This window comes from Tersicoccus phoenicis (genome assembly GCF_001968835.1).
GTDB classification, from domain to species: Bacteria; Actinomycetota; Actinomycetes; order Actinomycetales; family Micrococcaceae; genus Tersicoccus; species Tersicoccus phoenicis.
Map to the genome: position 1 here is coordinate 184,509 of NZ_MRDE01000068.1, position 19,324 is coordinate 203,832.

A 19,324-nucleotide genomic window follows, 5' to 3' on the forward strand; every position below is an offset into this window, starting at 1 on the left:
CCGGCACGTGCGCGGCCGAGACGGGCGTGAGCGATCCGTGGGTCTCGACGGGGATCCCATGCCGCTGACCACGGAGCTGCCACGGATCGGTTCTCGGCAGGCGACCTCCATCGAGGCGCGGATCCTCGGCGGCGACCACACCCTCAGCCGACGGCAGGTCGCGAAGAACGCCGGGGTGTCGCTGCGCTGGGCCCGCCGGCTGTGGCGTGCCATGGGGTTCGCCAACGTCGACGAGTCCGCCGTCGCGTTCACCGAGCGGGACCTGGAGGCACTGCGCACGGCTACCGGGCTCGTCCGCGACGGCCTGATCAGCGAGGAGGCGGCGATCTCGATCGCGCGCGCGTTCGGCCAGATGACGGACCGGATGGTGATCTGGCAGATCGAGGCCATCGTCGAGGACATGGTCGCCCACCTCGGCATCTCGGACACCGAGGCACGTGAGCGGCTGATCGCCGAGCTGCCGGCGATGATCGAACCGCTGCAGGAACTGCTCAGCTACGCCTGGCGCCGCCAGCTCAACGAGGGCGTCCAGCGGCTCGCCGTGCGCACCGAGTCGCAACGGCGCTGGGCCAGCGGCGGGCGGCATCCGGCGCGCCGGGAGGCCGAACTGCCGATCGCCCGCGCCGTCGGTTTCGCCGACCTCGTCTCGTACACCTCGTTGTCCCGCCGGATGAACGAACAGACCCTGGCCAGCCTCGTCACCACCTTCGAGGCCCGCTGCGCGGAGATCATCTCGGTCGGCGGCGGGCGGATGATCAAGACCGTCGGCGACGAGGTGCTGTACATCGCCGACACCCCGCAGGCGGGAGCGGAGATCGCCCTGGCCCTGGCCACCCGGTTCGCGGGCGACCCGGACATGCCCGCCACCCGAGGTGCCGTGGTCTGGGGCCGGATCCTGCCCCGTCTCGGCGACGTCTACGGGCCGACGGTCAACATGGCCTCGCGCCTGACGGCGATCGCGGACATCGGCACGGTGCTGACCGATGAGCCGACAGCGCAACTGTTGGCCGGCAACGAACGATTCGTGCTGACCCCGCAGGAGAGCGCCAATCTCCGGGGATTCGGCGAGGTGCACCCGGTGTTGCTGACCCGGGGCGAGGGCGCCGGCCTCGTCCTCGACTGATCCCGGGGTTCCGGCCGAGCATCGGCACCTCCGCACCTCCGCATCTCCGCCTCGACTGGTCAAGAGGTGCGCGAACGAGTCGCTCCGCTGCCGCCGAACGCGCGTCCACCAACCAGTCGACGGTGGGGAACCGCGACCCATGGCGGCTAGGATGACCGGACGATGACTGAGACCACCACGGCCGAGGGCGCCGACGACGTCGTGCGCATCGTCTCCGGCTTCACGACGGACCGCGGCCTGCGCCGGGAACTGAACGAGGACTCCCTGATCGTCACCGACACCCTGTTCGCGGTGGCCGACGGGATGGGCGGGCACGAGGCCGGGGAAGTGGCCAGCGGCGTCTGCGTGCGCACCCTCGGCGAATCCGAGTTGCTGGCCCGGACCGACGCCACCGCGGCGCAGGTGCAGGAACTGCTCGAGGCCGCCGACGCGCGGATCCGCGAGGAGACGGGCTCTCGTGCGGGTACCACCCTGACCGGCGTCGTCCTCACCCGCGAGGCCGGCCGGCCGTACTGGCTCTTCTTCAACGTCGGGGACTCCCGCAGCTACCGGCTGTACCAGCACCGGCTGCGGCAGATCAGCGTCGATCACTCGGAGGTCCAGGAGCTCGTCGACCTCGGACACATCACCCCCGAGGAGGCCCTGGTCCACCCGCGGCGGCACGTGGTCACCCGGGCGCTGGGCACCGGTGTCGACATCGCCGCCGATTTCTGGCTGCTGCCGCTCGAACCGGGGGAGCGGATCCTGCTGTGCTCCGACGGGCTGACCGTGGAGGTCCCCGACGAGGCGATCGGACGCGTGCTCGACGCCGTGGCCGACCCGCAGGCCGCCGCCGACACCCTGGTCCAGGCCGCGCTCGCGAACGGCGGCCGGGACAACATCACCGTCGTCGTGATCGACGTCGTCGGCGGGTCCGGGGCCGCGGACGACGCCGGCGACGCGGAGGGGCGCGGCGACGCCACGGGATCGGCCACCGCGGGCTAGCGTCCACGCCGCGCCGCGCACCGGATCGCCGGCCGCCCGGCAGCAGCCGGCCCTGCAGTTCGGTCGGTGGGGTGGGGCAAGATGGAGCCGTGAGCACAGAGGCGGAGATCCCCGAGTCCGAGGCCCCGGCGCAGGCCCTGCAGGGCGAGTACGACGAGACCGTCGACGCCGTCCGTAGCGCCCGGGTCGCCTACTACACCAATGACGCGCCGACGCTCTCGGACGCCGAATACGACCGGCTGTACCGGCGGCTGGAGGAGCTCGAGGCGCTGCACCCCGAGCTGAAGACCAACGACTCGCCGACCCAGGAGGTCGGCGGCGAGGTCTCCGCCGCCTTCAGCCCGGTCACGCACCTGCAGCGCCTCTACAGCCTCGACGACGTGTTCTCCCTCGACGAGTTGCGCGCCTGGTTCACCCGCGCCGAGGCGCAGATCGAGCAGTTGCACCTGCCCGCGCCGGCCTGGTTGACCGAGGTCAAGATCGACGGCCTCGCGGTCAACCTGCTGTACGAGAAGGGCGTCCTGGTCCGGGCCGCCACCCGCGGCGACGGCGTCACCGGGGAGGACATCACCGCCAACGTCGTCACCATCGAGGACGTGCCGCGTCGGCTGAGCGGGTCGGACTGGCCCGAGCGGCTCGAGGTGCGCGGCGAGGTGTTCATCCCGAGCGCCGACTTCCTCGTCCTGAACGAGCAGATGGTGGCCAGCGGGAAGGCGCCGTTCGCCAACCCGCGCAATTCCGCCGCCGGGTCGCTGCGGCAGAAGGACCCGAAGGTCACCGCGTCCCGGCACCTGCACGTCTATGTGCACGGCATCGGCGTCCGCGAGGGGCTGACCGCCACCACCCAGTCCGGCACCTACGACCTGCTCGCCGGGTGGGGGCTGCCCGTCTCGCCCTACACGAAGGTGCTGGCCACCTACGACGACGTGCTCGCGTTCATCGAGCACTACGGCGAGCACCGGCACGACCTGCGGCACGAGATCGACGGCATCGTGATCAAGGTCGACGACCTGGACACGCAGCGCCGGCTCGGCCACACCTCGCGAGTGCCCCGCTGGGCGGTGGCCTACAAATACCCGCCGGAAGAGGTCAACACCAAACTCCTGGACATCCAGGTCAACGTCGGCCGCACCGGCCGGGTGACTCCGTACGGGGTGATGACCCCGGTCAAGGTGTCCGGCTCCACCGTCGAGATGGCCACCCTGCACAATCAGGACGTGGTCAAGGCCAAGGGCGTGAAGATCGGCGACATCGTCGTCCTGCGCAAGGCTGGCGACGTCATCCCCGAGATCGTCGGTCCCGTCGTCGCCCTGCGGGAGGCGCAGGACCCGCCGGTGCGGGACTTCGTCATGCCCACCCACTGCCCGTCCTGCGGCACGGAGCTGGCCCCGGCCAAGGAGGGCGACGCCGACATCCGCTGCCCCAACGCCCGCTCCTGCCCGGCGCAGCTGCGCGAGCGCGTGTTCCACGTCGCCGGCCGCGGGGCGTTCGACATCGAAGCGCTCGGCTGGGAGGCGGCCATCGCCCTGACGGCGCCCGCCGAGCCGGCGACCCCGCCGTTGACCACCGAGGCGGACCTGTTCGACCTGACACCCGGGAAGCTCGCCGACGTGCGGATCGAGCGGGAGAAGAAGGTCAAGGGCGTGCCCACGGGAACGACCGAGCTAGTGCCCTACTTCTACACGCGCGGCACCGCGAAGAAGCCCCCGGAGCCGACCGCGAACACCCGGCACATGTTCGAGGAGATGGAGAAGGCCAAGCGCCAGCCGCTGTGGCGGGTGCTGGTGGCCCTGAGCATCCGGCACGTCGGGCCGACCGCCGCCCGCGCTCTGGCCGGGGCGTTCGGGTCGATGGACGCCATCCGGGCGGCCGGCGTCGAGGAGCTGGCTCACGTCGACGGGGTGGGCCCGACCATCGCCGAGGCGCTGATCGAGTGGTTCGCCGAGGACTGGCACCGGGAGATCGTCGACACGTGGGCCGCCGCCGGAGTGCGGATGGCGGACCAGTCCGACGAGTCGGTGCCGCGCACGCTGACCGGGCTGACCGTCGTCGTCACCGGCTCGCTGCAGAACTTCAGCCGCGACGAGGCGAAGGAGGCCATCCTCACCCGCGGGGGGAAGGCCGCCGGCTCCGTCTCGAAGAAGACCGACTACGTGGTGGTGGGGGAGAACGCCGGGACCAAGGCGGACAAGGCCGAGCAGCTCGGCGTGACGGTGCTCGACGAGGCCGGGTTCGAGGCGCTGCTCGCCACCGGGGAGGCGTGATGAGCGTCAATGGCGAGGGTGTTCCGCGCGATACGGCCGGCGCTGCACCGGCAGGCGCTCCGGTCGACGGGACCGACGGACCGGTCGATCTCGACGCGCTGCTGGCGACCGCCCGTCGGGCCGCCGCGGCCGGCGCCGCCGTGTTGGCGGACGCCGTCGCCGGGGGCACCGACGAGTGGCGGATGGACGCGACCACCAAATCGTCCGACTCGGACTGGGTCACCTCCTACGACCTGGCCGCCGAACGCGCGGTGCGGGCGGTGCTCTCCGCCGAGCGGCCCGACGACGTCGTCAGCGGTGAGGAGTTCGGCACCTCGGGGTCCGACGACGCCGCGGTTCCGACCGACGGTTCCGGGCTGCGCTGGTCCGTCGATCCGCTGGACGGGACGACGAACTTCATCCGCGGCATCGTCTACTACGCCACGTCCGTCGCGGTCATCGGCGCGGGTGGGCGATGGCTCGCCGGCGTCGTCAACGCCCCGGCGCTCGGGGTGGAGTACTCGGCCGCGGCCGGACGAGGAGCATGGCGACGACGGCTGATCGGCGACGCCGCGCAGGACCGCCCGCGGCGGCTCACGGGTCCGGACCCGGAACGGCCGGGTCGGCTGCTCGCCACCGGGTTCTCTTACAACGGCTCGTCCCGCACCCGGCAGTTCAACGAGCTCGAGGGCCTGATGAGCGCGTTCGCGGACGTGCGGCGGCTCGGCTCGGCCGCCCTGGACCTGTGCCTGGTGGCGGACGGCACCCTCGATGCCTTCCGGGAGAGCGGGCTGCACGAGCACGACTGGGCCGCGGGCGCCCTGATCGCGCAGGAGGCCGGGTGCTGGGTGCACCGCTCGACCGCGTCCACCGCGCTCGCCGACCCCGCCGGTCAGTGGCGCGAGGAAGGCATCACGGCGGCCACCAGCCGGCACGAGGCCCGGCGCCTCGACCTGGATCTGGACCTGGAGTGAGGGTCGGCCCGGGGTGAGGCTGGGCGCGACCGCGTGGTAAGCATGACGCCATGACCGCGTCCGACGACAGCAGTGCGTCCGTGCCCTGGCAGCGGGTGTTCGCCGCCCTGGCCAACGACAAGCTTCGGCTTGCGTACGGCCTCGCCGTCGCTCACGGTGTCGACCGGCTCGACCCGCGCGAGATCCGGAAGCTGTCCGACGCGGGACTGCTCACCACGGGTCCCGACGGCGCGCCGGTCGTCTCCGGTTCCGTGTTCGCCACCGCTCTCGCCGCCTCGGCGTCGCCACAGCCCACCGGCGTCGATCGGTTCTTCCACGACGGCCGCATCACCGCCGTCCCGCGCCGCACCGAGGACCGGGACGAGCTGCTCGGCCACCTGGCGATCCGCCTGTTCGGTGTCGAGGACGTGCTGACCGAGGCGGAAGTCAACCGCCTGCTGGCCACCGTCACCCGCGACGTCCCCGCCCTGCGGCGCGCGCTCGTCGACTCCGGGTTCCTCACCCGCGAGGCCGACGGCAGCCTCTACTGGCGCAGCGCATGACCGCCCGGGTTCCGTCGCCCCGCACGGCACCGCCCGTGCTCGTCCTGCAGCACAGCCCGTGGGAAGGTCCCGGCCTGATCGGTGACGCCCTGCGGGCTGCCGGGCTGCCCATGACCGTGAGGAACCTCATCGACCGGCCCGATGACGTCCTGCCCGCGATCCCCGACCTCGCCGGCGTCGTGCTCATGGGCGGGCCGATGCGCGCCGACGACCACGACACCCACCCAGGGCTGGCCCGCGAGGCCGAGATCGTCCGGGCCGCCGTCACCGCCGGCCTGCCCGTGCTCGGCGTGTGCCTCGGCCACCAGATCATCGCCACCGCCCTGGGCGGCTGCCTGCACGCCGGGGTCACCCACGAGGTCGGTCTCGCCCCGGTGGAATTCACCGGCGCCGGGTCACGGCCGCCGGGCGTCGGCCCTGACGGTCTCGGGTTCGCGCCGGGCGCCGGGCAGCCGACCGACGTCACGGATGCCACGCGGGGCCTCGGTCAACCGGTGGAGAACCATCTGCCTGACGGTCTCGGGAACACCGCCGGCCATGGGTTGCTCGATGGATTGGGCCTGCCGGTCGGCGAGACGACGGTGCTGCAGTGGCACGATGACAACGTCGACGCGCCCGACGGCGCCGTCGTGCTCGCCTCGTCGGCCGGATGCCCGGTGCAGGCGTTCGCCGTCGGCAGCGCGCTCGGTCTGCAGTTCCACCCCGAGCTGACGCCGTCGATGCTCGACCGCTGGCTGGCTGAACCGGAGATGCGTGCCGACCTGGCCGGGCCCGGTGAAGAGCCCGACGCGGCCGCCGCTGCGCTGCGCATCGCGTTCGCCGCCGAGCACGAATCAATCGCCACGCCGTTCACGCCGGTGTTCACGTCGTTCGCGCGCCGCTGCGCCGAGCGTGCCGCGCTCGGCTGAGGGCTACTGGGTCGGCGGGCTACCGGGCTACCGGGCTCGGCCCGCGGCGCGGCCGACGTCAAGCCCAGTGGGACAGTTCCTCCCGCTGAGGCGGTGTTGGTCACCGTGTCAACGGTAGGAACGGTCCCAGTGGCGGGGGCCGCGGAGACCGACGACGACCGCGGAGGCCCATGACGACCGCGGAGGCCGACGCCCGGACCGTGATGGCCGGACCCTGTCAACCGCAGCCGCAATCCGTGGAGCCGGATCGTGCCCAGTGGGACAGTTCCTCCCGCTGAGGCGGTGTTGGTCACTGTGTCAACGGTAGGAACGGTCCCAGTGGCGACACCGCGGAGGCCGATGACGACCGACGTCGGGGTTCTCGTGGCGGAACGCAAAGTCCGGCGACGACCGCGGAGGCCGACGACGATGACCGGTCCGGCCGTGACCGGTCGGGCCGTGAAGGTCGGACCCGCAACTGGCCGGCCGCGCGGCGCGTCAGCCGTTGGCGACCGTGACGGCGGTGCGCAGATGATCGTCCCGCGTGAGCTCGGCGACGAGGAAGTCGGCGAGGTCGGAACGCGTGAGAGAACGGGCGCGGGTCCGGGAGCTCCCGGGCTGGACACAGATGTCGCCGGTGGCCGCTCGGTTGGTCAGCAGGGCCGGCCTGGCGATCACCCAGTCCAGACCGCTGGCGCGCACCGCCGCCTCCATCGCGTCCTTGTCCCGTATCGCACCCCGCAGGAACGTCGGCAGGAACACGCGGAGACCGGGCGCGACAGCGGCCATGCTGTCGCCCACGCCGACGGACGACGTGACGATCAGTCGTCGGACGCCGTGCTGATCCATCGCCGCGATGATGGCGCGGGCGACGTCGGTCTCGAGCGTGGTCCGTCGCCAGGGCACCGGCCCGCCGACCGTGTCGATGACAGCATCCTGCCCCCGAACCGCGGCGTCGACGGCGTCCGGGTCGGTTGCGTCGCCCACGATCGAACGCGCCCCCGGGAGAGCGGTTTCGGGCTGCCGATGCACGAAGGCGGTGACCTCGTGGCCGGCCCGCACGGCTCGGGCGACGGTGGCTCGGCCGGTCTTCCCGGCCGCCCCGACGATCAGAACCTTCATGACCTCGCTCCGTTCTCGTGGGATGACCAACGCATCGCACCCGTCGGCACCGTCGCCGGCGCCGATCAGCGTGCGAGAAAGGAGCAGGCGGAGACGGGGTCATGCAAGGTCCCCGTGATCGTCATTGTCGGGCCGGATCCGGTCGTTGTGAAGAGGTGGCTGCCTCCCGGGACCTCTCGATCATCGAGCGACCCGCCGCTAGGGTGGCGTGATGAGCGACGAGAAGAATCTGCGCAAGGGCGAGAAGGTCGAGTGGCGCAGCCACGGGCAGACGGTCGAAGGCACGGTGCAGAAGAAGATCACCGAGGACACCGAGGCAGCCGGCCGTACCGTCCGTGCCGACAAGGACGACCCGCAGTACCTGGTCGAGAGCGACAAGACCGGCAAGGAGGCCGTCCACAAGCCGGAGTCGCTCGACAAGGCGGACTGAGCCGAGGGCAGGGACCGTCCGAGGTCATGGACGACTTGTTCGCCGGCTCTGCAGTCGATTGCCGCGAACAACGGGCCAACGACGAAGACGGCGGCAATGCGGACGCACGATCCCGGGGGAGATGCCGCGTCGCGGCCCGCCGTAGGATGGAGGGCGGAAAACCCACCCCGTCCCGTGAGGAGGACCGTGGCTCAGATCAGTCGTGACGACGTTGCCCATCTGGCGCAGCTGGCGCGCATCGAGATGTCCGAGGCCGAGCTCGAGACGATGGCCGGAGAGTTGGCGGTGATCGTCGACTCGATCGCCTCCATCTCCCAGGTGGCCGGTGACGACGTCCCCGCCACCAGCCACCCCATCGCCCTGTCGAACGTGTTCCGCGAGGACGTCGTGGGGGAGACCCTGAGCAACGAGCAGGCGCTCTCCGGCGCCCCCGACGTCCAGGACGGTCGTTTCAAGGTCCCGGCGATCCTGGACGAGGAGCAGTGAGCGTGAGCACCGACCTGATCACCCTGAGCGCCGCCCAGATGGCGGACAAGCTCGCGGCCGGTGAGATCACCTCCGTCGAGCTGACCCAGGCACACCTGGACCGGATCGCCGCCGTCGACGGCGTCGTCCACGCCTTCCTGCACGTTAACACCGAAGAAGCGCTCGCCGTCGCCGCCGAGGTCGACGCCGCCCGTGCCGCCGGGCAGTCCCTGCACCGGCTCGCCGGCGTCCCGATCGCGATCAAGGACCTCATCGTCACCGTCGGTCAGCCGACGACGGCGGGTTCACGCATCCTCGAGGGCTGGATGAGCCCCTACGACGCGACCGTGATCGAGAAGATCCGCGCCGCGAAGCTGCCGATCCTCGGCAAGACCAACCTCGACGAGTTCGCGATGGGCTCCTCGACCGAGCACTCCGCCTTCGGCGACACCCACAACCCGTGGGACCTGGACCGCATCCCCGGCGGCTCCGGGGGCGGGTCGGCGGCCGCCGTCGCCGCCTTCGAGGCACCGCTGGCGCTCGGCACCGACACCGGCGGGTCCATCCGTCAGCCCGCCGCCGTCACCGGCACCGTCGGCGTCAAACCGACCTACGGCGGGGTCTCCCGCTACGGCGCCATCGCGATGGCCTCGTCCCTGGACCAGATCGGCCCGTGTGCCCGCACCGTCGAGGACGCCGCGCTGCTGCACGAGCTGATCGGCGGCCACGACCCGAAGGACTCGACCTCGCTGGTCGACCCGGTCGCCGCATTCGCGGCCGCCGCGGCCGACGGCGACGTGACCGGGCTGCGCATCGGCGTCGTCACCGACCTCCAGGGCGAGGGTTACCAGGCCGGCGTGCTGGACCGCTTCGGTGAGGCGCTGGACCTGCTGCGGGAGGCCGGCGCCGAGATCGTCGAGGTCTCCTGCCCGCATTTCCGGTACGCGCTCGGGGCGTACTACCTGATCATGCCGTCCGAGGTGTCCTCGAACCTGGCGAAGTTCGACGGCGTCCGGTACGGTCTGCGTACCCTGCCCACCGAGGGACCGTTGACCATCGAACGCGTGATGGCGGCGACCCGGGCCGCCGGGTTCGGCGCCGAGGCGAAGCGCCGCATCATCCTGGGCACCTACGCCCTGTCCGCCGGCTACTACGACGCGTACTACGGGTCGGCGCAGAAGGTGCGCACGCTCGTCCAGCGCGACTTCGACGCCGCGTTCGAGCGGGTCGACATCCTCATCTCCCCGACGGCGCCGACGACGGCGTTCCGGCTGGGGGAGAAGACGGACGACCCGCTGGCCATGTACCTCAACGACGTCGCCACCATCCCGGCCAATCTGGCGGGCGTGCCGGGCCTGTCCCTGCCCAGCGGCCTGGCCACGGAGGACGGGCTGCCCGCCGGCATCCAGCTGCTCGCCCCCGCCCGCGAGGACGAGCGGCTCTACCGTGCCGGCGCCGCGCTCGAGCGGCTGCTGGTGCACCGCTGGGGCGGCCCGCTGCTGGCGCAGGCCCCGGACCTCGCGGAAGCTGCATCCCTGACCACGACCGGAGGCGACAAATGAGCACCGAGACCCTGGTTCCCGTCGACGATGCACTGGCGACGTACGACCCGGTGCTCGGGTTCGAGGTGCACGTCGAGCTGAACACGGCCACGAAGATGTTCTCCGCCGCCCCCAACGCGTTCGGGGACGTGCCGAACACCAACGTCTCCCCGGTGGACCTCGGCCTGCCCGGCGTCCTGCCGGTGGTCAACAGGACCGCCGTCGAGTCCGCGATCAAGCTCGGCCTCGCGTTGAACTGCTCGATCGCGCCGTCGTGCCGGTTCGCCCGGAAGAACTACTTCTACCCCGACACCCCGAAGAACTTCCAGACCTCCCAGTACGACGAGCCGATCGCCCACGACGGGTACCTGGACGTCGAGCTGGAGGACGGGACGGTGTTCCGGGTCGAGATCGAGCGGGCGCACATGGAGGAGGACGCCGGGAAGCTGACGCACCTCGGTGGCGCGGCCGGCCGGATCCAGGGCGCCGAGTACTCCCTGGTGGACTACAACCGGGCCGGCGTGCCGCTGATCGAGATCGTCACCAAGCCGATCGTCGGGGCCGGCCCCCGTGCGCCCGAGCTGGCCCGCGCCTACGTGGCCGCGGTCCGCGAGATCGTTAAGGGCCTGGGCATCTCCGAGGCGCGGATGGAGCGCGGGAACGTCCGCTGCGACGCCAACGTGTCCCTGATGCCCAAGGGTGCCACCGTGTTCGGCACCCGGTCCGAGACCAAGAACGTCAACTCGCTGCGCGCCGTCGAGCACGCCGTCCGGCACGAGATCTCCCGGCACGCCGCCGTGCTGAACGCGGGGCAGAAGGTCGTCCAGGAGACCCGGCACTGGCACGAGGACACCCGGTCCACCACGTCCGGGCGGCCCAAGTCCGACGCCGACGACTACCGCTACTTCCCGGAGCCGGACCTCGTCCCCGTGGTCACCACCCGGGAGTGGATCGAGGAGCTGCGGGCCACCCTGCCGGAGCCGCCCGCCGAACGGCGCAAACGGCTGAAGGCCGACTGGGGATACAGCGACGCCGAGTTCCGCGACGTCGTCAACGCCGGGGTGCTCGAGGCGATCGAGGACACCATCGCCGTCGGCGCTTCCGCCGCGGTGGCGCGCAAGTGGTGGATGGGGGAGATCTCCCGCCTCGCCAAGGCACGCGATGTCGAGCCCACCGAGGTCGGCGCCACCCCGACGCTGATCGTGGAGTTGGACGCGCTGATCGTCGAGGGGCGAATCAACGACAAGATCGCCCGGCAGGTGCTCGAGCACGCGCTGGCCGGCGAGGGCACGCCCGCCCAGATCGTCGAGGCCCGTGGCCTGGCCGTCGTCTCCGACGACGGGGCACTGGGTGTGGCCGTCGACGAGGCGATCGCCGCGATGCCCGATGTCGTCGCGAAGATCAAGAGCGGCAAGGTCCAGGCCGTCGGCGCCCTGATCGGCCCGGTCATGAAGGCCACCCGTGGCCAGGCCGACGCCGGCCGGGTCCGCGAGATCGTCCTGGAGAAGCTCGGCGTCTGACGGCGTCGTCGCGCTCGCCGTCGTCGTCGTCGTCGCGCTCGCCCTCGTCGTCGAGTGGTCAATAGCTGCACGGATTGGCGCCGGGGACCGGCCGAATCGCGCGTCTATTGACCAGTCGGCAGTGTGCACCGGGCGACGTCGCGTCACCGGCCGCGCATTGAAGTTGCATTGAGTGCAAGGTTGCACCTAGTGTAGACATCGTGACTCGATCGACCCTGGACCGCCGCGCCGCGCAGAAGGCGGAGCGTCGTTCCACCATCGTCGACGCCGCCCGCGACCTGATCGAGGAGCGCGGCGGTCCCACGTTCGGGGTCGACGAACTCGCCGCCCGCGCGGACGTCTCCCGCCGCACCGTCTTCAACCACTTCCCGTCCCTGGACGACCTGTTCCTGACCGTGTGCGAGGACGCGCTGGCCGTCGTCGTCGACGATTTCCTCGCCCGCATCGCCCGCACCCCGCTGGGCGACGGCGGCCGGTCCGCGATGTTCGACGAGATCGCCGCTGCCATGCACGACGCCGACCTGCCGGCCGCGATCGCCACCATCCTGCGGATCCTCGGTGGCCCGTCGCCCGCCGACGAGCGGAAGGCGCCGTTGACCGATGCAGCGTTCTCCCGGGTCACCGAGCGGCTGCTCGCCGAGGTGCTGCGCCGGCATCCCGCCGCGGACGTACTGGAGGCCGAACTGTTGGTCGAGTCCCTGATGGGCGGCATCGTCGTGATCTCCCGGCACTGGGTGGAACGGACGGGCGGGCGCCTGGACGCCGCGGCGCGGGCCACCTGGCAGGATCTGCTGGCCCGGCTGATCGCCAACGTCCGCAACGGGTACCTGCCCGCCGCACCCTGAGACTCGCGGTGTTCACCCGCGCCCGACCGGCCCTCCGGGGCCCGACAACACGCTCACGAAAAGAAAGGAGCGGGACGGCATGGCCGGTCTCCTCTACCGCCTCGGGCGGTTCTGCGCCAGCAGGCACTGGTTGGTCATCATCAGCTGGATCCTGGTGCTCGCCATCTCCGGCGGCACCTTCGCCCTCTTCTCCGGCACCATCTCCTCGGCGATCTCGATCCCCGGCACCGCGACCGAGCAGGTGCAGAACCGGCTCGCGGAGAAGTTCCCGGCGGCCACCGGCGGTTCCGGCAGCATCGTCGTCTCCACCCAGAACGGGAAGGCGTTCACCGCGGCCCAGAAGCGCGACGTGGCCGCCCTGTTCGCGGACCTGAAGTCACTGGGTGGGGTCAAGGACACCATCGATCCGTTCGCCCAGCAGCGTCAGCTCGACGATCAGCGCAAACAGGTCACCGACGGGCGCGCGCAGATCGCGGACGGCCGCGCGAAGCTCGATGCCGGGCAGCAGCAGATCGACTCCGGCCGTACCCAGCTCGCCCAGGCGCAGCGGCAACTCGACCAGCGGAAGGCGCAGGCGCGGTCCGCCGGTCAGCTCGCCGCCGCCCAGCCGCAGCTGGACCGTGCGCAGGCGCAGATCGATCGGCAGCAGCAGCAGCTCGCGGCCAGCCAGAGGACCATCACCGAGAACCGGGATGCGCTGCAGACCCAGCAGACGAAGCTCGAGCAGGGTGCGGCCCTGCTGGACCTGTCGAAGAACATCCGGTTCGTCTCCGCCGACGGCAGCGCCGCGGTCGGCACGGTCCGGTTCGACCAGTCGACCTTCGCGACCCCGCAGCCGCAGAAGAAGGCCATCAGCGACCGGGCCGAGGGCGCCGGGATCGCCGGGGTCGACGTCGCGGTGTCCAACGACATCTCCCAGGGGGTGCCCAGTGTGCTCGGGCCCGGCGAGGTGGTCGGTGTCGTCATCGCCGCCGTCGTGCTGCTGGTGATGCTCGGGACCGTGGTCGGCGCGGCGCTGCCGCTGGTCAGCGCCGTCCTGGGCGTCGGAGTCGCCTCACTCGCGGCCCTCTCGTTCTCCGGCCTGGTCGAGTTCATCTCGGTGACCCCGGTGCTCGGGGTCATGCTCGGACTGGCCGTCGGCATCGACTACTCGCTGTTCATCCTCAACCGGCACCGGGCCCAGCTCAAGCGCGGCATGTCCCTGCACGAGTCGATCGGCCTGGCCAACGGCACGTCCGGCAACGCCGTCGTGTTCGCCGGGTCCACCGTCATCGTCGCCCTGCTGGCCCTGAATATCACCGGCATCCCGTTCCTCGGCCTGATGGGCACGGTGGGGGCCGGGGCGGTGCTGGTCGCGATCCTCATCGCCATCACCTTCACCCCCGCCCTGCTGTCCCTGGTGGGAATGCGGATCCTGCGGAAGAAGGAGCGGGCCGCGATCGGTCGCGACGGTACGGCGCCGCGGCTGCCGACGACGCCGATGTCCACGTGGCGGGCCGTCGTCACCCTGGTCGCCGGGATCGCGGTGCTCGCCGTGGTCGCGTTGCCGGCCACGCAGATGCGGCTCGGGCTGCCCTCGGGAGCCTCCGAGCCCGTCACGTCGACCCAGTACCAGGCGTACAAGACGCTCGAGCAGAAGTTCGGCGCCGGGCAGAACGGACCGCTGCTGGCGGTCGCGGAGCTGCCCGCACCGGTGGCCCAGGCGGACGTGACCGCCACCGAGGTGTCCCTCGGCCGCGCCATCGCCGGTGAGCGGAACGTGTCCGCGGTGGCCCCGATCGGTGCGTCGGCGGACCGTACGGTCATCGCGTTCCAGGTGATCCCCGGGAGCGGGCCGGACAGCGCGGACACGGAGCAGCTGGTCCGGGACCTGCGCGGGCTGTCGGTCGACGTCGGCGGTGGACAGGCGACGTTCGGCGTCGCCGGCAACGCCAGCGCGAACATCGACGTCTCGGCCAACCTGGCCGACGTGCTGCCCGTCTACCTCGTCGTCGTCGTCGGGCTGTCCCTGCTGATCCTGATCCTGGTGTTCCGCTCCATCCTGGTGCCGCTGACCGCCACCATCGGGTTCGTACTGTCCCTGCTCGCGGCCTTCGGCGGGATCACCGCGATCTACCAGTTCGGCTGGCTCAGTGCGGTGTTCGGGGTGCACGACCCGGCCCCGATCCTCAGTTTCCTGCCCATCATCGAGATCGGCATCCTGTTCGGCCTGGCGATGGACTACCAGCTGTTCCTGGTCTCCGGGATGCGGGAGGCGTACGCGCACGGGCACCGGGCGAAGGTCGCGGTCCAGCGGGGCCTGCACGCCGGCCGGGCCGTGGTGACCGCGGCGGCGGTGATCATGATCTCGGTGTTCGCCGGCTTCGTGTTCTCGGAGTCCACGATCATCCGGCCGATCGGCTTCGGCCTGGCGTTCGGTGTCCTGATCGACGCGTTCGTGGTGCGGATGCTGCTGATCCCGGCCGTGATGCACCTGCTGGGCCGGTCGGCGTGGTGGCTGCCGCGCTGGTTGGACCGGATCCTGCCGGACGTCGACGTCGAGGGCGCCAAACTGGAGCGGGAGCACCCGGTCACCGGGCCGGTGACGGTGGTGGGTTCGGCTGGTTCCGGTGCTGGTGCGGGCTCGGCGGCGGCGTCGTCCTCGTCCGACGCTGCGGAGTCCGGGGAGCTGGTTTCGGTGGGTGCCTCGGCCGACGGCCGCGGCCGGCACGCGGCGCCCACGGACGCGCCGGAGCCGACGCCGGACGCTGGGTCGCCGTCCGGCCGTGCCCCGCGTCACCGCGCGTAGCCCCGGCGGCGTCGAGTCCGGCATCGGTCCCGCAGGCCGCGTCGTCGATCCCGCAGTCCGGCATCGGTCCCGCAACCCGAGTCGCGATGGGGACAGTTGCTACCGAAATGTGGGGTTCCCTACGTCCCGATCGGTAGGAACGGTCCCCATGGCGGTCGCTCGTTCCGAGCGACGCCGCGACCGGGTGGCCTACCGCTCCAGGTTCTTCGTCGCCGCGCGGTGGCCGAGGCCGGTCAGGAAGTTGATCAGGGGTGAGGCCAGCCTGCGGCGGGCGTCCTCACCCTTGACCGTGGTCGCGTCGTCGGACCGGACGTGCGGCCCGTCGTCGGTCGTGCTCGGCAGCAAGCGGGAGAACAGTCCCATCCCGCGGACGGTGATCGACGGCGCCAGCCCTCCGAACCGCGTCGAGGCCTGCGCGGAGACGCCGATGGCGGCCACGGGCTTGCCGGCGAGGGTCGCGGTGACCATCTTGTGGGCGGCCCGTTCGGCGCTCATGGCGACCAGCGGCAGGGTCGCGGCGAGCGCGAACCAGCGGTACTCCTTCGCGACGTCACCGACGAAGGCGGCCTGCAGGTGCGATCCGGTGCGCATCAGCCCCGGGACCAGGGTCGTCGCGGTGACACCGGTGCCGGCAAGCTCCGCCGCCAGCCCCTGCGTGAACCCCACCGCGCCGAACTTGGCCGTCGAGTAGGGCACCAGGTGCGGTGCGCTGACCTTGCCGCCCAGTGAGGTGACGATGCCGATCCGGCCATGGCCGCGTGCCCGCATCCCGGGCACTGCGGCCAGCGCCACGTTGATCGGGCCCCAGGTCATGATGTCGATCGCTTCCCGGAAGTGCCCGCGGTTCATGGCCGCGACCGGGCCGACCTGGATGATGCCGGCGACATGGATGACGACGTCGAGCACGCCCTGCCGCTCGGCGAACGCGACCAGGTCGGCGATGGCCTCGGGATCCGCGGCGTCGGCCGCCCGGTGGAGGACCCGGGCACCGGACGGGTCGAGCTCGGCGGCCGCGGTGCGCAGGGTCTGCTCGTTGCGTGCGGCGATGACGACCCGGTAGCCCTGCTCGAGCAGGTCGCGGGCCATCAGCAGGCCGAGGCCGCGCGAGGCGCCGACGACGAGCGCGACCCGGTTGGCGGTTCCGGGGGAGGAGGGAGCGACGGTCATGGGGTCAGTCTTCCCAAGGGGTGGCAGCCGCACAAGCACGGAGCCGGCTCATGACGGTGCAAGCGCGGAGCCGGCCGACGATGACGGCCTGGCTGCTGCCCGCCGGACTGGCAGCGACGCACAGGCGATCCCCAGCGGCTGACCGCACACTGGCTCTCGGCATCGCGGTACGAGCGCCCGAGCGGGGTGCGACGACGTGGCGGTACCCGCCGGCGTCGTCGGGCTGACCGTCCTCATCCAGGGAGAGATCATGCACGATTTCGAGACACCGACATCCGACCGGCAGCCGGCGCCGCGGGGGACGACGACCGGCACGAGGAGCTGGGCCGGGAGCACAGGGCGGTGGATCGCCACCGGCCTGTTGACGCTGGGGCTGGCAGGTGCGGGCGGCGTCGCGGTGATAGCGGCCGGCAACGGCACGTCGGGACCCGCGACGAACGGGACCGGGGTGACCGGTGCGTCGACTACTCCCACGGCATCGACGCCCGCCTCCGGGCCGGACCGACAGCCCCGTGCCCAGCACCGGGGCGCCTGGTTCCCGATCGCTCCGGCACGAGCACCGCTGCACGGCGAATTCGTCCTGCCGCAGGGCCAGGGCAACACCACCGTCCTCGTCCAGCGAGGCCGGATCGCGGCGGTGTCCGACACGTCGGTCACGGTGAAGTCCGCCGACGGCTACACCGCGACCTACGCCCTCGGCACGTCGTCGAGGCTCTTCGCCGCACCGGAGCGGCCGCTGCGCACCCCGAACGCCGGTCCCCGTCCGAAGAGCGGCCCGAACGCCGGCTCGGGGTCGAGCGCCGGTCCGGGCGCCGGCCCCAGCGCCGGGCCGAACAGCACTCCGACCGCAACCCCGAGCGCGGGTACCGACCCGGACCCGCGGGCTGGTGGGAGCCGCCACCGCACTGTCATCGCGGCCGCGGACCTGAAGGTCGGGGACCGTGTCGCGCTGATGGCCGCGAAGACGAGCACGACGCCGACGGTCCAGCGGCTGCTCGTGCTGCCGGCCGGGGCGGGGCGGTCGCTGCCGGCGCCGGACCCCGGGGCGCCGTCAGTGAAGTCGGCGACGCCCGCACCGACGGGATCGACGACCTGAGACCAACCACGCCGACCCGTGGATGTCCCCGCACCGCCCGGATCGACGTCGAGCACGGCCGACCCCGTCCCGCTCCACGACCGCAGGGAATCGTGGCCAACCCACCCGGCCCGAGTTCCGGACATGTGACACCATCGGGCCATGGACACCGACGTCTTGATCATCGGCAGCGGTATCACCGGACTGTCCCTGGCGGCGGCGCTCGCCCCGCACACGAGTGTCGTCATCGTCGAGGCCGATCCGGCGGTCGCCTATCAGCAGTCCGCCCGGGCCGCGCGCCAGCTGGAACCGACCGTCGACCCGCCGGTGCTGCGGGCGCTGCAGCGGCGGGCCGCGGAGCTGATCGCCACGGCGTTCGGTGCGGGGGCGAGCAGCGTGGCGAGCCCGCGACGGCGGGTCTTCGCCGGGTCCGAGCGGCAGGTCGGCGATCTCGCCGTCGCCGGTGGCCTGACCGTCGCCGACGACCCGGCCGCCGCGCTGGGACAGGTGGGGGCCCGGGACCTCACGGGGGCGGTCGCCACGGACGAGGGGATCGAGATCGATGCCGGAGTGCTGCAGGACCACTATCGGGCCGTAGCGCTCGACGTCGGTGCCGAGATCGTCCCGGTCGCGGACGTCCACACCGCCGCGCGCGTCGGGGACGGCTGGGCGATCGGCGCCGGTCAGGACGCTATCAACGCGCGCACGGTCGTCAACGCGGCGGGCGCCTGGGCGGATCCGATCGCCGTCGTCGCCGCCGTCGAGATCCAGGGCCTGCAACCCCTCCGGCACACCGCGGCCGTCTTCGCGCTCGAGGCGCCGATCGACCCGGACATCCCGATGTTCGTGCGTGACGGCGTCGTGATCCGGCCCGACGGCGACGGACTGCTGGTCGGCGACGCTGTCGGCTCCCCGGGCATTCCCGGGGCCGTCCCTCCGAGTCCCGCGGTGGTCCAGAACCTCCGGCGGGCGGCGTCGACGCTGACCGACCATTCGATCGGCGGCCTCGACCGGGCCTGGACGGCGGTGCGCACGCGCGGCCGCGACGGGCTGCCGGTGGTGGGGTACGACGGCGAGGCGGGCGGCTTCTTCTGGCTCGCCGGCCAGGGCGACGGCGTCGTGCACATTGCTCCCGCGCTCGCCGAACTCGCGGCCGCCTCGATCCTGGCCCGCCACGGCATCGACCGCACCGACGCCCGCCACGGCATCGACCGCACCGACGCCGCAGGCACCGGGGAACACGGTCAACCCGACACGGACGCGATCCTCGCCGCGCTCTCGCCGGTACGCCGGGTGCCGACCCGCCCGTCCGCCGACCTCGGCCGCACTGCGCCCGTCCACTGAGGAGGGCGCGGCCCTTGCCGCCCCTATTCCGCGTTGACTATTGCATTTCGGGGCTCATTCCGGCGGCGGAAGCCCCGAAATTCGATAGTCGACGTCGGGGTGTCGCGACGGGGTGGTCGTGATCGACTGACAGTGATGATGGAGGTAGTGGTTCCCCCGGGTGGGTCTGACTCACCGACTGACCGACGCTCCGGCTGTCTTGTTTGCGATTTGTCGGTCCACTGCGGGGGGATCGCTACGCACGCGACCGGACGGGCGTCTGTGACCTCATAGG

General features: G+C 71.9%; 16 protein-coding genes. 14 read left to right on the forward strand and 2 right to left on the reverse strand.

Going from position 1 to position 19,324, the window contains the following annotated elements; translation table 11 throughout:
• Positions 1 to 58 precede the first annotated feature (58 nt).
• The 6 genes from BKD30_RS11035 (at position 59) to BKD30_RS11060 (ending at position 6,774) form a co-directional block, all read left to right on the forward strand.
• Entirely contained in the window at positions 59 to 1,123 is a 1,065-nt protein-coding gene (locus BKD30_RS11035; protein WP_083956352.1) for an adenylate/guanylate cyclase domain-containing protein, read from the forward strand.
• Positions 1,124 to 1,285: 162 nt separating this feature from the next.
• The gene (locus BKD30_RS11040) at positions 1,286 to 2,107 is read left to right on the forward strand and encodes a PP2C family protein-serine/threonine phosphatase (protein ID WP_076704628.1); all 822 of its coding nucleotides are present in this window, start codon (positions 1,286 to 1,288) and stop codon (positions 2,105 to 2,107) included.
• A 71-nt stretch (positions 2,108 to 2,178) separates the two neighbouring features.
• Positions 2,179 to 4,371 (forward strand): NAD-dependent DNA ligase LigA, encoded by a 2,193-nt coding sequence (gene ligA / locus BKD30_RS11045; protein ID WP_083956338.1) that lies wholly within the window; start codon positions 2,179 to 2,181, stop codon positions 4,369 to 4,371.
• Positions 4,371 to 5,324 carry an inositol monophosphatase family protein gene (locus BKD30_RS11050; protein WP_083956339.1) on the forward strand — a complete coding sequence of 318 codons (954 nt, stop codon included), beginning with the start codon at positions 4,371 to 4,373 and terminating at the stop codon, positions 5,322 to 5,324. Before ligA ends, BKD30_RS11050 begins: the two co-directional genes overlap by 1 nt.
• 50 nt (positions 5,325 to 5,374) lie before the next feature.
• Complete coding sequence (locus tag BKD30_RS11055) at positions 5,375 to 5,866, forward strand: DUF2087 domain-containing protein (protein WP_076704630.1); 492 nt, start codon at positions 5,375 to 5,377, stop codon at positions 5,864 to 5,866.
• Positions 5,863 to 6,774 (forward strand): type 1 glutamine amidotransferase, encoded by a 912-nt coding sequence (locus BKD30_RS11060; RefSeq protein WP_083956340.1) that lies wholly within the window; start codon positions 5,863 to 5,865, stop codon positions 6,772 to 6,774. The genes BKD30_RS11055 and BKD30_RS11060 overlap by 4 nt, the downstream gene beginning before the upstream one ends.
• A 477-nt stretch (positions 6,775 to 7,251) precedes the next feature.
• Here BKD30_RS11060 and BKD30_RS11065 read toward each other — a convergent pair whose 3' ends face one another.
• Positions 7,252 to 7,875, reverse strand: coding sequence for an NAD(P)-dependent oxidoreductase (locus tag BKD30_RS11065; protein ID WP_076704633.1), 624 nt, complete (start codon positions 7,873 to 7,875; stop codon positions 7,252 to 7,254).
• A 211-nt stretch (positions 7,876 to 8,086) separates the two neighbouring features.
• On the opposite strand from BKD30_RS11065, the gene BKD30_RS11070 reads away from it, so the two are divergent.
• From BKD30_RS11070 to BKD30_RS11095, 6 genes are all read left to right on the forward strand, one after another.
• The gene (locus BKD30_RS11070; RefSeq protein WP_076704634.1) at positions 8,087 to 8,305 is read left to right on the forward strand and encodes a hypervirulence associated TUDOR domain-containing protein; all 219 of its coding nucleotides are present in this window, start codon (positions 8,087 to 8,089) and stop codon (positions 8,303 to 8,305) included.
• A 186-nt stretch (positions 8,306 to 8,491) separates the two neighbouring features.
• Positions 8,492 to 8,791, forward strand: coding sequence for an Asp-tRNA(Asn)/Glu-tRNA(Gln) amidotransferase subunit GatC (gene gatC / locus BKD30_RS11075; RefSeq protein ID WP_076704635.1), 300 nt, complete (start codon positions 8,492 to 8,494; stop codon positions 8,789 to 8,791).
• A gap of 38 nt (positions 8,792 to 8,829) precedes the next feature.
• Entirely contained in the window at positions 8,830 to 10,332 is a 1,503-nt protein-coding gene (gene gatA / locus BKD30_RS11080; protein ID WP_218189300.1) for an Asp-tRNA(Asn)/Glu-tRNA(Gln) amidotransferase subunit GatA, read from the forward strand.
• Positions 10,329 to 11,831 carry an Asp-tRNA(Asn)/Glu-tRNA(Gln) amidotransferase subunit GatB gene (gene gatB, locus BKD30_RS11085; protein ID WP_076704637.1) on the forward strand — a complete coding sequence of 501 codons (1,503 nt, stop codon included), beginning with the start codon at positions 10,329 to 10,331 and terminating at the stop codon, positions 11,829 to 11,831. The genes gatA and gatB overlap by 4 nt, the downstream gene beginning before the upstream one ends.
• Positions 11,832 to 12,031: 200 nt before the next feature.
• Complete coding sequence (locus BKD30_RS11090) at positions 12,032 to 12,676, forward strand: TetR/AcrR family transcriptional regulator (RefSeq protein ID WP_159440571.1); 645 nt, start codon at positions 12,032 to 12,034, stop codon at positions 12,674 to 12,676.
• Positions 12,677 to 12,755: 79 nt separating this feature from the next.
• A complete protein-coding gene (locus BKD30_RS11095) occupies positions 12,756 to 15,464 on the forward strand; it encodes an MMPL family transporter (protein ID WP_076704640.1) in 2,709 nt (902 codons plus the stop codon).
• A gap of 189 nt (positions 15,465 to 15,653) precedes the next feature.
• Here the strand turns inward: BKD30_RS11095 and BKD30_RS11100 are convergent, their stop codons facing one another.
• Positions 15,654 to 16,631 (reverse strand): SDR family NAD(P)-dependent oxidoreductase, encoded by a 978-nt coding sequence (locus tag BKD30_RS11100; RefSeq protein ID WP_076704642.1) that lies wholly within the window; start codon positions 16,629 to 16,631, stop codon positions 15,654 to 15,656.
• A gap of 196 nt (positions 16,632 to 16,827) precedes the next feature.
• Between BKD30_RS11100 and BKD30_RS11105 the strand changes: the two genes are divergently transcribed.
• Both BKD30_RS11105 and BKD30_RS11110 read left to right on the forward strand, forming a co-directional pair.
• Positions 16,828 to 17,727: a hypothetical protein gene (locus BKD30_RS11105; RefSeq protein ID WP_076704644.1), complete on the forward strand. Its 900-nt coding sequence runs from the start codon at positions 16,828 to 16,830 to the stop codon at positions 17,725 to 17,727.
• Between the two features lie 141 nt (positions 17,728 to 17,868).
• The gene (locus tag BKD30_RS11110) at positions 17,869 to 19,050 is read left to right on the forward strand and encodes an NAD(P)/FAD-dependent oxidoreductase (RefSeq protein ID WP_076704646.1); all 1,182 of its coding nucleotides are present in this window, start codon (positions 17,869 to 17,871) and stop codon (positions 19,048 to 19,050) included.
• Positions 19,051 to 19,324 lie beyond the last annotated feature (274 nt).

What these genes read in the sequence shown, in the direction of transcription:
- BKD30_RS11035 (WP_083956352.1), top strand. Translation starts at nt 59, where the DNA reads ATGCCGCTGACCACGGAGCTGCCACGGATCGGTTCTCGGCAGGCGACC.
- BKD30_RS11040 (WP_076704628.1), top strand. Translation starts at nt 1,286, where the DNA reads ATGACTGAGACCACCACGGCCGAGGGCGCCGACGACGTCGTGCGCATC.
- BKD30_RS11050 (WP_083956339.1), top strand. Translation starts at nt 4,371, where the DNA reads ATGAGCGTCAATGGCGAGGGTGTTCCGCGCGATACGGCCGGCGCTGCA.
- BKD30_RS11055 (WP_076704630.1), top strand. Translation starts at nt 5,375, where the DNA reads ATGACCGCGTCCGACGACAGCAGTGCGTCCGTGCCCTGGCAGCGGGTG.
- BKD30_RS11060 (WP_083956340.1), top strand. Translation starts at nt 5,863, where the DNA reads ATGACCGCCCGGGTTCCGTCGCCCCGCACGGCACCGCCCGTGCTCGTC.
- BKD30_RS11065 (WP_076704633.1), bottom strand. Translation starts at nt 7,875, where the DNA reads ATGAAGGTTCTGATCGTCGGGGCGGCCGGGAAGACCGGCCGAGCCACC.
- BKD30_RS11070 (WP_076704634.1), top strand. Translation starts at nt 8,087, where the DNA reads ATGAGCGACGAGAAGAATCTGCGCAAGGGCGAGAAGGTCGAGTGGCGC.
- gatA (WP_218189300.1), top strand. Translation starts at nt 8,830, where the DNA reads ATGGCGGACAAGCTCGCGGCCGGTGAGATCACCTCCGTCGAGCTGACC.
- gatB (WP_076704637.1), top strand. Translation starts at nt 10,329, where the DNA reads ATGAGCACCGAGACCCTGGTTCCCGTCGACGATGCACTGGCGACGTAC.
- BKD30_RS11095 (WP_076704640.1), top strand. Translation starts at nt 12,756, where the DNA reads ATGGCCGGTCTCCTCTACCGCCTCGGGCGGTTCTGCGCCAGCAGGCAC.
- BKD30_RS11100 (WP_076704642.1), bottom strand. Translation starts at nt 16,631, where the DNA reads ATGACCGTCGCTCCCTCCTCCCCCGGAACCGCCAACCGGGTCGCGCTC.
- BKD30_RS11110 (WP_076704646.1), top strand. Translation starts at nt 17,869, where the DNA reads ATGGACACCGACGTCTTGATCATCGGCAGCGGTATCACCGGACTGTCC.